The organism is Pseudomonas sp. CH61 (assembly GCF_059429415.1).
Window position 1 is genome coordinate 2,784,653 of sequence record NZ_CM182098.1, and the last position, 14,951, is coordinate 2,799,603.

The window sequence follows — 14,951 nt, forward strand, 5'->3', positions numbered from 1 at the left end:
ACAAATGCGCGATGGCGACACTGTGCAAGCTTCACGCGACAGCGCTTCCGGCATATGCCACAAGGCCAGAGTGAGACGAGCAATAACGGGGGACTCCGGCCTACAACAATAAGCACGACGGAGAACACCCATGGCCACAATCGACACAGCATCCACCGGCAGTCCACCGCGCAGCGGCGGCATCACCAAGGAAGAGCGCAAGGTCATCTTCGCTTCGTCCCTTGGCACGGTTTTCGAGTGGTACGACTTTTATCTCTACGGTTCACTGGCGGCGATCATCGCCAAGCACTTCTTCGCCGGTGTCAACGAAACCACCGCGTTTATCTTCGCCCTGCTCGCCTTCGCCGCCGGGTTTGCCGTGCGGCCGTTCGGTGCCATTGTGTTTGGCCGGCTCGGCGACATGATCGGGCGCAAGCACACGTTCCTTATCACCATCGTCATCATGGGTGTGTCGACAGCGATTGTCGGTATTTTGCCCGGCTACGCGACCATTGGCGTCGCCGCGCCGGTCATCCTTATTACCCTGCGCCTGCTGCAAGGTCTGGCGCTGGGTGGCGAGTATGGCGGCGCCGCGACCTACGTGGCCGAGCACGCGCCACGCAACAGACGCGGGTTCTTTACCTCGTGGATTCAAACCACCGCGACCCTCGGTCTGTTTCTGTCGCTGTTGGTGATCCTCGCCTGCCGCACGGCGCTGGGCACTGAAGCCTTCGAAGCGTGGGGCTGGCGGATTCCGTTTCTGTTGTCGATACTGCTGCTGATCGTCTCGGTGTACATCCGCCTGCAACTGAGCGAGTCGCCGGTGTTCCAGAAAATGAAGGCCGAAGGCAAGGCGTCGAAAGCGCCGCTGACCGAATCCTTCGCGCGCTGGGACAACCTCAAAGTGGTGATCATGTCGTTGCTTGGCGGCACGGCCGGGCAAGCGGTGGTCTGGTACACCGGGCAGTTCTATGCGCTGTTCTTCCTGCTGCAGACGCTGAAGATCGACCCGCAAACCGCCAACCTGCTGATCGCCGGTTCGCTGCTGATCGGCACGCCGTTCTTCGTGATTTTCGGCAGCCTCTCCGACCGCATCGGGCGCAAGCCGATCATCATGGTCGGTTGCATGCTGGCGGCGCTGACCTACTTCCCGATCTTTCATGCGCTGACCCAGTACGGTAATCCCGACGTGTTCATCGCCCAAGAGAAGAACCCGGTCAAAGTGATCGCCAACCCGGACCACTGTTCGTTCCAGTTCGACCCGGTGGGAAAAGCCAAATTCACCAGTTCCTGCGACCTGGCGAAGACCCTGCTGGCAAAACGGGCGATCCCGTATGAGAACGTGATCGCCGAACCGGGCACCGTCGCACAAGTGCGCATTGGCGATAAAGTCGTCGAGAGTTTCGAAGGCAGCGCCCTGCCGGCCGCCGACTTCAAGACCCGCAACGATGCGTTCACCGCGACACTCGGCACCGCGCTCAAGGAAGCCGGTTATCCGGAGAAAGCCGACCCGGCGAAAACCAACTACCCGATGGTGTTGCTCCTGCTCACCGTGCTGGTGATCTACGTGACCATGGTTTATGGCCCGATCGCGGCGTGGCTGGTTGAGCTGTTCCCGACCCGCATCCGCTACACCTCGATGTCACTGCCCTATCACATCGGCAACGGTTGGTTCGGCGGCTTCCTGCCGACGGTGGCGTTTGCCATGGTCGCCGCGACCGGGGATATCTACTACGGGCTGTGGTACCCGATCGTGATCGCGGTGATGACGGCGATACTGGGCACGTTCTTCCTGCCGGAAACCAAGGATCGCGACATTCTCAAAGACTGAAAACCGTCAGCGCGCCCTCTCCACCGCGGGAGGGCGCCATTCGGCACAACCCGGCAAAAATATCGAACGCCTGCCGCACTGCCTGCCTCCAATGTTTACACCACTGGAGGTCACCCACATGAACAGCAACGATAAAACCCCGAACGCCCCGCCAACCGACACGTCCGGCAAACCGGTGAATGTGGTCGAGCGCGATCTTGCAGACCGGGACGATGACAGCGAAGCCGTGGATGAGGTCATCACGCCTTCGTCCACCCGAGTGAAGGAACAGGACGCCGAGACGCTGCAGCGCAAGATCGATGAAATCGAACGCAAAGTGGCCGATGGTAATTAGTGTTTTTTCAGGCGATCGCAACAGTCTGCTGGCTCTACCCCCTCAACCCCAGCCCTCTCCCCCAAGGGGGCGAGGGGGAAAGGGAGCCGATTTGTGCGCCTTTCAAATCTTGCATTCAACTCGGTATTTCAAGTCGACGTAACTTGCGCGAGCAACGCGGTCCCTCTCCCCACGGGGAGAGGGGTAAAGGGAGCCGATTTGTTAGCTTTTCAAATCTTGCGTTCAACTCGGTATTTCAAGTCGGCGTAACTTGCACAAACGACTCGGTCAGTTCCCTCTCCCCACGGGGCAAGTGGGAAAGGGAGCTGATTTGTGTGCTTTTCAGATCTTGCGTTCAACTCGGTCTTTCAAGTCGGCGTATTGCGCGAGCAACGCGGTCAGTTCCCTCTCCCCACGGGGAGAGGGGGAAAGGGAGCCGATTTGTTAGCTTTTCAAATCTTGCGTTCAACTCGGTATTTCAAGTCGGCGTAACTTGCACAAACAACTCGGTCAGTCCCCTCTCCCCCTGGGAGAGGGTTAGGGTGAGGGCTTTTTCGCCAGGTTGAGTTTCACGGCCGCCTGAATCTGCGCCAGCGTCAAGGCGTTGCCCAGCGCTGCGCCGCTGGCGGTGTTGTCGAAAATGCACCAGCTCGCGGCACCTGCTGCGGCCGCTGACTGCAGGGCTTGTGCAAGGTTTTGCAGATAAGTGGAATCGTAGGCGCTGTGGTAAATGCGCGGTGAGCCGTGCAGGCGCCAGTAACGGGTTCCCGCCCAGCCACTGGGCGCTGCATCACTGCTGATGCGCGAGGGATCGACGGCCGCTTGGGCGATCTGACAAGCCTTCAACATTCGCTCGGCGCTGACCCACGACTCATGCCGTGGCTCAAGCACTACGGGGCCGGAGAACCGCTCGCGCAATGTTGTGAAAAAGGCTTCGGCGATGTTTTCGTCAAACGCCAGTGATGGCGGCAATTGCACCAATAGGCAGCCCAGCCGATCGCCCAACCCACCGCACTCAGCCAGAAATGTGTCCAGCGCTGACTCGCAGTTAGCCAGACGCAATTCATGGGTGATGTGTTTGGGTATTTTCACCGAAAAGCGAAAGTCCTCCGATACGCCATCGGCCCAGCGCTCATAGGTTTGCCGACGATGCGGGCGGTAGAACGAACTGTTGATTTCCACGGCGTTGAGGCGCCCGGCGTAGCGCTGCAAGTGCGTGCCCTCCACCGGAAATGCCGGCCAGTGTTCGCGTCCAAGATTCCAGCCGGCACAGCCAATGAAAATCAAAAACATACCTCCTGACCGGTAGGAGCTGCCGCAGGCTGCGATCTTTTGATCTTGATCTTGAAAAGCAAAATCAAAAGATCGCAGCCTTCGGCAGCTCCACAGTGGTCTGTCGATTAACCGGTCATTTTTTGCCGGGCAACACCGCGCCGAGCACCTGCTTGGCGGTTTGCATGATCACCCCGGCCTCATCCGGATCGCCCTTGATCAACGTCGTGGCGAACTTCTTCGCCTGCTCAAGTTTGATGTGCGGCGGCAATGGCGGCACGTTCGGGTCGGTCTTGAACTCGATCACCACCGGTACTTCCGAGGCCAGTGCCTTTTCCCAGGCAGCAGCGACGTCTTCTTCGCGATCGACAAAAATGCCTTTCAGGCCAATGGAAATGGCGAACAAGTGATACGGCACGTCCGGGATACTTTGCGAAGCTTCGAACTTCGGATCGCCCTCCATCACCCGCTGCTCCCACGTCACCTGATTAAGGTCCTCGTTGTTGAACACCGCACAGATCCATTTCGGGCTCGCCCATTGCCGCCAGTACTTGGCGACGGTGATCAGCTCGGCCATGTTGTTCATCTGCATCGCACCGTCGCCCACCAGCGCGATCACTGCACGTTCCGGGTAGGCGAACTTGGCGGCAATCGCGTAAGGCACAGCGGCGCCCATGGACGCGAGGCCACCGGACAGCGAGCACTGCATGCCACGGCGGATTTTCAGATCGCGGGCAAACCAGTTGGCGCAGGAGCCGGAGTCGCTGGTGATGATTGCCTCATCGGGCAAGCGCGGCGACAACTCATACACCACCCTTTGCGGGTTGACCGGGTCAGCCTTGGCCATCGCGCGTTTTTCCAGAGTTTTCTCCCAGCTACCGCGCCAGCCCTCGACTTTCTTGCGCCACTTGTTTGAGGTTTTCTGTTCAAGTAGCGGCAACAACGCGGCGAGGGTTTCCGCAGAATCGCCGACCAGATTGACCTCCATCGGATAGCGCAGGCTGAGCATGTCGGGTTGCAAATCGATCTGCACACCGCGCGCCTGGCCTTCCTTGGGCAGAAACTCAGCGTAGGGAAAGCCTGAACCAATCATCAGCAAGGTGTCGCATTCGTTCATCAGTTTGTAGCTCGGTTCGGTGCCGAGCAGGCCGATGCTGCCGGTAACCCAAGGCAGATCATCAGGCAGCACGGCTTTGCCCAACAGCGCCTTGGCGACGCCGGCGCCGAGTTTTTCCGCCACAGCGATGACTTGATCCGTCGCCTGCAATGCCCCGGCGCCAACCAGAATCGCGACCTTTTCGCCCGCGTTCAAAACCTCGGCGGCTCGCTGCAGATCCACGTCATAAGGCAACACTTTGGGTTTCGTGTAACCGACCCCGGAATGCGCCGTGCCATGTTCGCGAGCCGGCGCTTCGTATTTCAGCTCCTGCAAATCGTTGGGCAGAATCAGCGCGGTCACCCGACGCTCACCCACTGCCGTGCGCACGGCTCGATCGAGCAGGTGCCGCACCTGCGAAGGCGCCGACGCCTGCTGCACAAATGCCCCGGCGACGTCTTTGAACATCGACACCAGATCAAGCTCTTGTTGATAGTGACTGCCGAGCGCGGTGCGTGCTTGCTGACCGACGATGGCCAACACCGGCATGTGATCCAGGCGTGCATCGTAAAGGCCGGTGATCAGGTGCGAGGCGCCTGGCCCGGAGGTGGCGATGCACACCCCCAATTCCCCCGTGAACTTGGCATGCGCCGAGGCCATGAACGCGGCCATTTCTTCATGCCGTGCCTGGATGAATTCGATTTTTCCCTTGGCCCGACTGAGCGCGCCGAACACGCCGTTGATGCCGTCACCCGGGTAACCAAAAATCCGCGTAACGCCCCATTCGCTGAGCCGCTCAACCAGAAAGTCTCCCACTGTCATCGTCATCTCGATCCTCGTCTTTCTCCGCTGCATGGAGCTGTCCCGACAGAACATCCGCCGGGACGTGTAAGGGTCTGGACAGTTGGGTTGTTGGCGAAGTTTCGATGGATTTCCTGAACCGATCCGTGTTTGCGCACCAAACCGCCAGAACGGCACAATGCGCGCTTCGATAATCGCAAGGACAAAAGACATGGATTTCCCCGCAGCATGGCGCAGCCAATTTGCCGGTGCGGCCATTGAACAGCAGACCATTGGCGAGTCGCGCGCCGATGTATGGCGGATTACACCTGCCGGGGCGGCGCCGCAGTTCGTCAAAACCGAACAAGTGATGACCTGGGGCGAGTTGCCCGGTGAAGTGCAGCGCTTACGCTGGCTGGCGACGCAGGATTTACCGGCGCCGCGTGTGCTCGACACCACCACGCAAGCGCAACACAACTGGCTGTTGATGACCGCCGTGCCGGGCCGGGATCTTGCCAGCAGCGAGCACCTTTCGCCGGAGCAGATCGTCGCGCTCGCGGCGCAGGCACTGCGCACACTGCACGCGGTGGCGATCGACAGTTGTCCGTTCGATCACAGTCTGGAGCAGAAGATCACACGGGCCCGTGAACACCTGCTCGCCGGGCTGATCGACGAAGAAGACTTCGATGATTCGCGCCTGGGACAATCCGCCGAAACCGTGTTCCAGCAGTTGCTCGCCACACGTCCGACGCAGGAAGATCTGGTGGTGACTCATGGCGATGCGTGCCTGCCCAATCTGCTCGCCGACGAGGGCCGCTTCAGTGGGTTTGTCGACTGCGGGCGACTCGGCGTCGCTGATCGTTATCAGGATTTGGCGCTAGCCGCGCACAGCATCACGGACAACCTTGGCGAGCAGTGGCTGCCGTTGTTTTTCGAGGTGTATGGCGTGGAGCCGGATCTACAGCGGATCGCCTTTTATCAGCTGCTCGACGAGTTTTTCTGAGGCACCCCACAAGACCTGTCGATCGGCGCTGAGGCCATTCGCGAGCAGGCTCGCTCCCACAGGGGATCGCGGTCTAAATGTGGGAGCGAGCCTGCTCGCGAAGTCGTCAGAACAGTCACTGCCGAGACGGGGCCTTTCAACAATGCGGATGCACCGTCCACGCCACCAGTTTGATCACGATCGGCCGCACGACCAGGATGCACATGAACGCCGCGGGCATCGCCAGCTTGTAGGCATGCAAGGCATTACTCAGGTAGTCGTTATCAATGCCGGAATTGGCGGCGGTGATCACCAGCGACATCAGAAACGCCATGATCGTCGCCATGTACAGTGCAAACACATACGGCGTGGCACGCGGCGACAGCTTGCGGCGGCTGATGATCAAGGCTTCGGCGTTGGTTCTTTGATTCATATGACTTTTCCATCCAGTGACAGGGAGACCGCACGTTAGCAAGGCCGCCCCCCCGTAACTAGACGATCAACCGCAGGTACTTTATAAAGCAGAACTTACGAATCAACCCTCAGCGGGACATGAATGAACCTGTTAGCGGCGATTGCCAGTTTTATCAAAGTGGTGGAATCGGGCTCGATTGTCGGCGCCGCGAAGATTCTGGGCGTCAGTGCGGCGGCGGTGAGCCAGACGATCAATCGGCTGGAAGCGCACCTCGGCGTGCGGTTGTTGCAACGCACCACGCGCAGCATGGCGCTCACCGAAAACGGCGCGGTGTATTACGAAAAAGTCCGCCGAATTGCGGCAGATCTGGAAGCCGCGCAAAGCTCGATCAGCAGCGATGACAGCGAGTTGCAGGGCCGACTGAGCATCGCCTCGACCTCCGCGTTCGGCCGCCATGTGCTGGCCGCGCTGATCGCCGGTTTCGCCGCCCTGCACCCGCGCCTGCTGATCGAACTGTCGACCAGCAATGGCAAGATCAATCACATCCAGGACGGCATCGATCTGAGCCTGCGGATCACGCCGCAACTGGAGGACGGCATCGTCGCGCGCAAGATCGTTTCGCTGCCCTTCATCATGTGCGCCGCGCCGGCTTATCTTCAGCGCGCCGGGTGGCCGCAATCGCCGGATGATTTGCAAAACCATGCCTGCCTGGCTTTTCGTTATCCCCTGGACGGACGTTTTCTGCGCTGGACGTTTACTCGCGACGGCGAGCGTTTCGACGCCCCTATCAATGCCACCGCCATCAGTGATGACATCGATGCCCTGGCGCAAATGGCGGTTCACGGTGCCGGGGTCACGCGACTGGCGGAGTTTGTTGCGGCACCTTATCTGGCGAGCGGGCAGTTGGTGCCGCTGTTTGAACACAGCGTTGTCGAGCCGATGGACATCTACGCCTGCGTGCAGGAACGTGCGGCGATGACGCCGAAGGTCAAAGCCTTTCTCGATTACCTGAGCGCGCATCTGGCCACGCGATGGCCGCTGGAAAATGTTTAAGACGCAGGGCTCGCTGAAGCGCGAGAATTCGGGCAAAGTCCATCTCGCCCAAACGGCCCATCACGGAAGATAACAACAATGAAAAAGTCTCTCGGCGCTCTACTACTGATCTGCTTGAGCAGCCACGTATTCGCTGACACCCAACCCGTCGGTTTCCAGTACGCCACGCTGGCCGATCCGCGCAACGAGCGCCCGCTGGAAATGGTCGTCTGGTACCCGAGCGCGACCACCGACGCGACGCCACAATTGTTCGGCGACAACCCGGTCTTCGTCGGCGCCCCTGCCGTGCTCGACGCCCCGGCCGCCAGCGGCGCGCATCCGTTGGTGGTGCTTTCCCACGGCTATGGCGGAAGCTGGATCAACCAGACCTGGCTGGCCAGTGCGCTGGCGCATCAGGGTTACATCGTCGCTGCAGTCAACCATCCCGGCACCACCAGTCGCGATCGCAGCCCACAAGCGGCGGCACAACTGTGGCAACGCCCGGTCGACCTCAGCCGGGCCATTGATGCTGTGACGGCGCAACCGGAAAAATTCGGCGCGGTGACCAAGGATCGAATTGCCATTGTCGGCCATTCACTCGGCGGCTGGACCGTGCTCGAAGCCGGCGGCGCGCGCTTCGACCCCGAACGTTTTGCCAAAGACTGCAAGGTCCACACGCAACTGGCCAGTTGCACCGCCTACCAACAAATGAACACTGCAAGCACCGCGCAAGCGAAAGCTCAATTGGCCGCCGACTGGCGTGACAAACGCGTCACCGCCGTGGTTTCTCTGGATCTGGGCCTGTCGCGCGGGATGACCGATGCAAGCCTGGCGACCTATCCCGTGCCGATTCTGGTAATCGCTGCCGGCGTACCGTCGAAAGAACTGCCCGCGCAACTGGAATCGGTCGACCTCGCCAAACGCCTGCCGAAAACCTCGTCGCGGTACGTCGAAATCAGCGATGCCAGTCACTTCACGTTCATGGCGATCTGCAAACCTGGCGCCGTGGCCATGCTCGACAAAGACGTACCGGGCGACAGCATTATCTGCACCGATGGCGACGGCGGTCGTCCACGTGCAGTGATTCAGCAGCAGGTGATCTCCCTGATCAGCGGGTTTCTGGCGCAGTCACCTGCCCCCTTGAAACAAGCCATCACCTACAAGGATCCGCAATAACAATGCTCACGCCCTCCCCTCAGACCTTCCGGGGCAGTTGCCTGTGCGGCGCCGTGAAATACCAGATCCGCTCACGGCCCAAGGCGCTCTCGCACTGTCATTGCAGCCAATGCCGCAAAAGCCATGGTGCGGCATTTGCCAGCTATGGCAGCGTGCAGCGCCAGAACCTGGAATTGTTGGAGGGTGCCGACCATCTGAAGTCGTATCAATCTTCGCAATCGGTACAACGCCAGTTCTGCACGCACTGTGGCTCGTCGCTGTTCTGGGCAAGCAATCAAGGGGAGTTCAACGGCTGGATCTCGGTCGCACTGGGCACGCTCGACACGTCGTTCACCACCGAAAAACAGCAGCATGTGGAGGTCACGTCGAAGGCGCCTTGGTTTGAAATCAAGGATCAATGGCCGCAGCGCTGAGGCTGATCGTGTGCCAACCGGTACTGAACGCCCAACAGCGCCTCGCTGCCGTTGCGTTTGTACGCGTTCGTCTATCAAGGCAGCTGCGCACAGCCTGGGCCGGTGGCGTACGCGATGAACGGCATTGAACGTCAACGGAGGGATTGCAAAAAACACCTTCGACTCATCGGGCTGTGGAATACAAAGCGGGTTCTGTGATGTCCTGTCTATGATCAGCGAGGTATTTTTTCCACTTGCCAAGATGAGGCCCCTTAAATGAGCAAAGCGCCGTACGTTCCACCCCAGGTCTGGAAAAACGAAGCCCCGTCCGGTGGCCAGTTCGCCAGTATCAATCGGCCGATTGCCGGCCCCACCCATGACAAGACCCTGCCAGTCGGCAAGCATCCATTGCAGCTGTACTCGCTGGCCACGCCCAACGGCGTCAAAGTGACGATTCTGCTGGAAGAGCTGCTGGCGCTGGGGCACAGCGCTGCCGAGTACGATGCCTGGCTGATCCGCATTGGCGAGGGCGATCAGTTCTCCAGCGGGTTTGTCGAGATCAACCCGAACTCGAAAATCCCCGCGCTGCTGGATCGCAGCGTCGAGCCGCCGATCCGCGTGTTCGAATCCGGCTCGATCCTGCTGTATCTGGCCGAGAAGTTCGGCGCCTTCCTGCCGAAAGACCCGGCCGGCCGCACCGAAACGTTGAACTGGCTGTTCTGGCAGATGGGCTCGGCGCCGTACCTGGGCGGCGGTTTCGGACATTTCTACGCCTATGCGCCGGAGAAAATGGAATACCCGATCAACCGCTTCACCATGGAAGCCAAGCGGCAACTGGACGTGCTGGATCGGCGTTTGGCCGAAAGCGCCTATCTAGCCGGCGACAGCTACACCATCGCCGACATCGCGGTCTGGCCGTGGTACGGGCAACTGGTGCGCAACAATGTTTATTCGGCGGCCGAGTTTCTTGCGGCTCATGAATACACGCATGTGCAGCGCTGGGCAGAGGACATTTCCAAGCGGCCGGCGGTCATCCGTGGGCAGCGCGTCAATCGCACATGGGGCGATGAAGCGACTCAAGTGCCCGAGCGGCACCAGGCCGAAGATCTGAAATAACACGCCCTAATTACCCTCATCAGCGAGCCGATCACACGCTTCTGTGATCGGCCCGCCATGCCTCGATTCGCCCCTCTCTCCTCCCCCAAAAAACCAGAACCCTGCGCCAACCCGCGACGCAGAGCGCCCAGGCAATTGTGAAAAATTCGTTAACTAACTGAGCCGTACGGCTTTCTTCACCCGGAATGATCTGACACACTAATGCGAATAATTCCTACACGCACTCGCACTGGATTCGTTTTCGTATCATTTGGGGAAGCAGATTGATGTCGTTTCGCACCATTTACCGCCGCTCAAACCGTTCACCTAACCTGTTGGCGCTCGCCATCTGCATGGCCAGCATCACACCGGCACTGGCCGACGAGACAACGCCCGCCACGCCTGAAAAAACCGCGCCGGCCACACTGGAACTGGATGCGACAGAAATCGGCGCCACCCAGATGAGCAGCACCACCGAAGACACCCAGTCCTACACCACTGGCCCGATGCGGACGGCGACCAAGCTGTCGCTGACCATGCGCGAAACGCCTCAGGCGGTGACGGTGATCACTCGCCAGCGCATGGACGACCAGAACATGACCAGCATCAACGACGTGGTGAAAGGCACGCCGGGGTTGTTCCTCAGTCAGGCCAGCGGCCCGGGTCGGCAGACGTACAGCTCGCGCGGTTTCGACATCGACACCATCATGTACGACGGCCTGCCGAGTTCATACTCGCCGTTCTCGATGGCAGTGCAACCGAACCTGGCGATGTTCGACCGCGTCGAAATCGTCCGTGGTGCGACCGGTCTGGTCACCGGTGCCGGCAACCCTTCGGCGGCGATCAACCTGGTGCGCAAACGCCCGACTGCCGACCAGCGCGTCACCCTCACCGGCGCCGCCGGCAGTTGGGATGACTACCGTGGCGAAATCGACGCCTCCAGCCCTTTGAACGAAAGCGGCACCTTGCGTGGCCGCGTGGTCAGCTCCTATCAAGGGGCTGACAGCTTCCGCGACAAGGAAGAAAACGACCATGGCTTGTTCTACGCCATCGGTGAAGCCGACCTGAGCGACAGCACCACCGCGACCCTGGGTTTCTCGCGGCAGAATGAGCAAACCAACTATTTCTGGGGCGGCCTGCCGATCGGCACCAACGGCCACCACCTCGATCTGCCCCGCTCCACCTACCCGGGCACCGACTGGGAAAACCGCAAGCTGCAAATCGACACGGTGTTCGGTGAAGTCGAGCATCGTTTCGACAACGACTGGAAACTACATGTCGCCGGTTCGTCCTCGACCCTTGACGGCGAGTTCTCCGGGACTTACCTGTCGCGCTACGCCGGCCCACTGGAAACCACCGCCTATCAATCCCATCACACCGACAAGCAGCGCTCGCTCGACGTGTTCGCCAGTGGCCCGTTCGAAGCGTTTGGCCGCAGCCACGAACTGGTCGTCGGCGCCAGCAACCGCGTATATGACGCGACCACCAAGGAATACGACCCGTACACCACGGCCTGGCCGATTGGCGCACCAAAACCTGACTTCGTGCGTGACGGCAAAACCCGCACCGTCACCACTCAGGATGCCGTTTACCTGACCACCCGCCTGAGCCTGGCCGATCCGCTGACACTGATTCTCGGCGGCCGTCTCGACTGGTATGACAACGATGATCGCTCTGGCGATGGCGACTACAAGGTCACCCGTAATCTCACCCGCTATGCCGGTCTGATCTACAAACTCGACGACCACCACTCGGTGTACGCCAGCTACACCGACATCTTCACCCCGCAAACCCAGAAAGACCTCGGCGGCAAGGTGCTCGAACCGATCGTCGGCGAAAACTACGAGGTGGGCATCAAGGGCGAGTACTTCAACGGCGCCCTCAACGCCAGTCTGGCAGTGTTCCAGATGGACCAGACCGGCCGCGCCACCCAGGCCGACACTCAGTTCGGCTGCCCGGTCCTGACCTGCTACGGGTCATCGGGCAAGGTGCGTAGCCAAGGCGTCGACATGGAACTGCAAGGCGCCCTGACCGACAACTGGCAAGTCGGCGCCGGCTATACCTACACCCGCGCGCACTACATCAAGGATGAAAACCCGGCCAACAACAATCAGCGTTTCGACACCGACACGCCTGAGCATCTGTTCAAGGTCTCCACCGTGTACCGCTTCCAGGGCCCGCTGCAACACCTGCGTGTAGGTGGCAACGTCTACTGGCAGAGTCGCATGTACAACGACATCACCCTGGCCAATAACGGTAGCTACCGTCTAGAACAGGGCGGTTATGCCGTCACCGATCTGATGGCCGGGTACGAAGTCAACAAACACCTGGATCTGCAAGTCAACGCGAACAATATCTTTGACCGCGTCTATTACTCCGCCATCGGCTCCGATGTTACCTGGGGTTCCAACGACAACTACGGCAACCCGCGCAGTTACATGCTGACCGCCAAATACAAGTTCTGAGTCGTTGACGTTCGAACCTGCGATAAAAAAGGGCGCCCGGGAAATCCGTGGCGCCCTTGTTCTTTGTGGCTAGCGCATTAGTCATGTTCGGCAATAACAGATAGTCTCTGAGCGAACTCTTCACGAAGCATCACACCATGACCAATCCGGCATTTACCCCCGACATCGACGCGATCCGCAGCATTGACGCGGTGCCGGTCATCCTGAGCATGGTCAAACACCTCACCGGCATGCGTTTCGCGGCGGTGGCGCGAGTCACTGAAAGCAACTGGGTGGCGTGCGCGGTTGATGACTCGATTGATTTCGGGCTCAAACCCGGTGGCGAACTGGTGCTTGAATCAACCATCTGCCACGAGATCCGCCAGCATCAACAGCCGGTGATCTTCGGACACGCCAGTGCGCACCCGGTCTTTTCGCTTCACCACACGCCGAAAACCTATGGCCTGGAAAGCTACATCTCCATTCCCATCGTCAAAGCCAATGGCGATTTCTTCGGCACGCTGTGCGCCATCGATTCGGTCCCGGCCAATATCGATGAACCGGCCATTACCAAAACACTGACCTTGTTCGCTCAATTGATCGCCATGAACCTGGACACGCAACGCCATCTGGAAGCGACCCAAATCGAGCTGAACAACGCCAATGAACTCGGGCGCCTGCGCGAGCAATTCATCGCCGTCCTGGGTCACGACTTGCGCACACCGCTGAGCGCCATTCGCATGAGCGCTGACCTGCTGGAAAGCAAAACCGAAGAAAAGCGCTCACTCAATCTGATTTCGGCGATTCGCACCAGCTCGGTGCGCATGGGTGTGTTGATCGAAAACATCCTCGACTTCGCCCGAGGACGACTGGGCGGCGGGATTCCGGTGCAGCGCAAGTTGGTGGATGATTTGCAGCACACCCTGCAATTGACCCTTGCCGAGGTACAAGCCTCCCATCCCCAAGCGGTGTTTATCCATGAGCTGGATGTGCCGGCAGGCATCTATTGCGATGCGCTGCGCATCAGCCAATTGCTCTCCAATCTGCTGGGCAACGCCGCGACCCATGGCTCGAACAGCGCGCCGATCGTTCTCAAAGCCTATGCAGAAAATGACGAGATCGTGATTTCCCTGACCAATCAGGGCACGCCGATTTCAGCGCAATTGATGCCACTGCTGTTCGAACCGTTTTCCCGAGCCGAAGCCGGGCAGCGTTGCGAAGGTTTGGGCTTGGGACTTTACATCGCGTCGCAGATAGCGACAGCGCACAACGGCACCTTGAGCGTGACCTCAACTGCCGAGGCGGGAACCTGCTTTGTGGCGAGATTCCCGGCCCGATTCAAATGGGTTTAAGCCGCCTGCCGACGCATCGTCAGAATCGCTGCACCAAAACCGATAAAGGTCGAACCGACCACACGACTGACCCAACGGGACAAGGCCGGACGAGTCAACACACCCTTGGCCCGGGACGCCAGCGCCGCGTAAATGCTCAGTGAAGACACCGACAACGCCATGAAAATCGAAGTCAGGATCAGAAACTGCGGCAACAGCGCGGCGCCCTGATCAATGAACTGCGGAAACAGCGCGGTAAAAAACATCGTCGCCTTGGGATTGGTCACCGCCGTCAAAAAGGCCGATTTGTACAGCTTACCGCGGGTCGGTCGCACCGTACTCGCCGCTCCCTCGACACCCTCCGGCAGCATCGGCCCCTTTTTGAACAGCTGCTTGACCCCGAGATAGAACAAATACCCGGCCCCGATGATCTTCACCGCATTGAACAGAATTTCGGAACTGGCCAACAACGCCCCCAACCCCAACATCGCCGCCGCCGACAGACAGAACAAACCACTGGCATTGCCCAGCGACGACCAGATCGTACTGCGCTGCCCATGCGCGAGACTGTTATTGATCGCCATCAACGTCGCCGGCCCCGGGCTGGCGATGGCAATTGCGGCGACCAGAGTGAAGGTCAATATCGAGTGAGAATCCATTTTCGCTGCTCGCAAGATTGAAGATGCTGCATGTTACAGCAACCGCCCGCATAGCCCAGATCAAAAGCCCCTCACCCTAGCCCTCTCCCGGAGGGAGAGGGAACTGACCGAGGTGATGGCAAGAGATACACCGACGTGGAATACCGAGCCGTAC

Annotated in this window: 13 protein-coding genes; 9 read left to right on the plus strand and 4 right to left on the minus strand. The window is 59.7% G+C overall.

Features of this window, described 5'->3' with window-relative positions:
• Positions 1 to 130 precede the first annotated feature (130 nt).
• Both AC5SEM_RS12445 and AC5SEM_RS12450 read left to right on the plus strand, forming a co-directional pair.
• Positions 131 to 1,810, plus strand: a complete 1,680-nt coding sequence (locus tag AC5SEM_RS12445; protein ID WP_495473153.1) for an MFS transporter — start codon at positions 131 to 133, stop codon at positions 1,808 to 1,810.
• A gap of 118 nt (positions 1,811 to 1,928) precedes the next feature.
• The gene (locus AC5SEM_RS12450; RefSeq protein ID WP_116032551.1) at positions 1,929 to 2,144 is read left to right on the plus strand and encodes a hypothetical protein; all 216 of its coding nucleotides are present in this window, start codon (positions 1,929 to 1,931) and stop codon (positions 2,142 to 2,144) included.
• A gap of 516 nt (positions 2,145 to 2,660) precedes the next feature.
• On the opposite strand, the gene AC5SEM_RS12455 is transcribed toward AC5SEM_RS12450, so the two are convergent.
• The gene (locus AC5SEM_RS12455) at positions 2,661 to 3,410 is read right to left on the minus strand and encodes a DUF72 domain-containing protein (protein ID WP_495473154.1); all 750 of its coding nucleotides are present in this window, start codon (positions 3,408 to 3,410) and stop codon (positions 2,661 to 2,663) included.
• Between the two features lie 121 nt (positions 3,411 to 3,531).
• On the minus strand, positions 3,532 to 5,319 hold the full coding sequence (locus tag AC5SEM_RS12460) for a thiamine pyrophosphate-requiring protein (RefSeq protein ID WP_495473155.1): 1,788 nt from the start codon (positions 5,317 to 5,319) through the stop codon (positions 3,532 to 3,534).
• Between the two features lie 184 nt (positions 5,320 to 5,503).
• Between AC5SEM_RS12460 and AC5SEM_RS12465 the strand changes: the two genes are divergently transcribed.
• Positions 5,504 to 6,274 carry an APH(3')-II family aminoglycoside O-phosphotransferase gene (locus AC5SEM_RS12465; protein WP_331691194.1) on the plus strand — a complete coding sequence of 257 codons (771 nt, stop codon included), beginning with the start codon at positions 5,504 to 5,506 and terminating at the stop codon, positions 6,272 to 6,274.
• A 136-nt stretch (positions 6,275 to 6,410) separates the two neighbouring features.
• On the opposite strand, the gene AC5SEM_RS12470 is transcribed toward AC5SEM_RS12465, so the two are convergent.
• Positions 6,411 to 6,686: a DUF2798 domain-containing protein gene (locus AC5SEM_RS12470; RefSeq protein WP_077572627.1), complete on the minus strand. Its 276-nt coding sequence runs from the start codon at positions 6,684 to 6,686 to the stop codon at positions 6,411 to 6,413.
• Between the two features lie 123 nt (positions 6,687 to 6,809).
• On the opposite strand from AC5SEM_RS12470, the gene AC5SEM_RS12475 reads away from it, so the two are divergent.
• The 6 genes from AC5SEM_RS12475 to AC5SEM_RS12500 all read left to right on the plus strand — a co-directional run bounded on the left by AC5SEM_RS12475 (position 6,810) and on the right by AC5SEM_RS12500 (position 14,159).
• Entirely contained in the window at positions 6,810 to 7,721 is a 912-nt protein-coding gene (locus tag AC5SEM_RS12475) for a LysR family transcriptional regulator (protein WP_123595954.1), read from the plus strand.
• Positions 7,722 to 7,799: 78 nt separating this feature from the next.
• Complete coding sequence (locus AC5SEM_RS12480; RefSeq protein WP_123595956.1) at positions 7,800 to 8,876, plus strand: alpha/beta hydrolase family protein; 1,077 nt, start codon at positions 7,800 to 7,802, stop codon at positions 8,874 to 8,876.
• Between the two features lie 2 nt (positions 8,877 to 8,878).
• A complete protein-coding gene (locus tag AC5SEM_RS12485) occupies positions 8,879 to 9,289 on the plus strand; it encodes a GFA family protein (protein WP_077572624.1) in 411 nt (136 codons plus the stop codon).
• A gap of 255 nt (positions 9,290 to 9,544) precedes the next feature.
• The gene (gene yghU / locus AC5SEM_RS12490) at positions 9,545 to 10,384 is read left to right on the plus strand and encodes a glutathione-dependent disulfide-bond oxidoreductase (protein ID WP_212621823.1); all 840 of its coding nucleotides are present in this window, start codon (positions 9,545 to 9,547) and stop codon (positions 10,382 to 10,384) included.
• 266 nt (positions 10,385 to 10,650) lie between these two features.
• A complete protein-coding gene (locus AC5SEM_RS12495; protein ID WP_123595962.1) occupies positions 10,651 to 12,828 on the plus strand; it encodes a TonB-dependent siderophore receptor in 2,178 nt (725 codons plus the stop codon).
• A 137-nt stretch (positions 12,829 to 12,965) separates the two neighbouring features.
• Positions 12,966 to 14,159: a GAF domain-containing sensor histidine kinase gene (locus tag AC5SEM_RS12500; RefSeq protein WP_116032593.1), complete on the plus strand. Its 1,194-nt coding sequence runs from the start codon at positions 12,966 to 12,968 to the stop codon at positions 14,157 to 14,159.
• On the opposite strand, the gene AC5SEM_RS12505 is transcribed toward AC5SEM_RS12500, so the two are convergent.
• Positions 14,156 to 14,797 (minus strand): LysE family translocator, encoded by a 642-nt coding sequence (locus AC5SEM_RS12505; RefSeq protein WP_137216874.1) that lies wholly within the window; start codon positions 14,795 to 14,797, stop codon positions 14,156 to 14,158. The two genes, AC5SEM_RS12500 and AC5SEM_RS12505, sit on opposite strands and share 4 nt — an antisense overlap.
• Between the last annotated feature and the right edge of the window lie 154 nt (positions 14,798 to 14,951).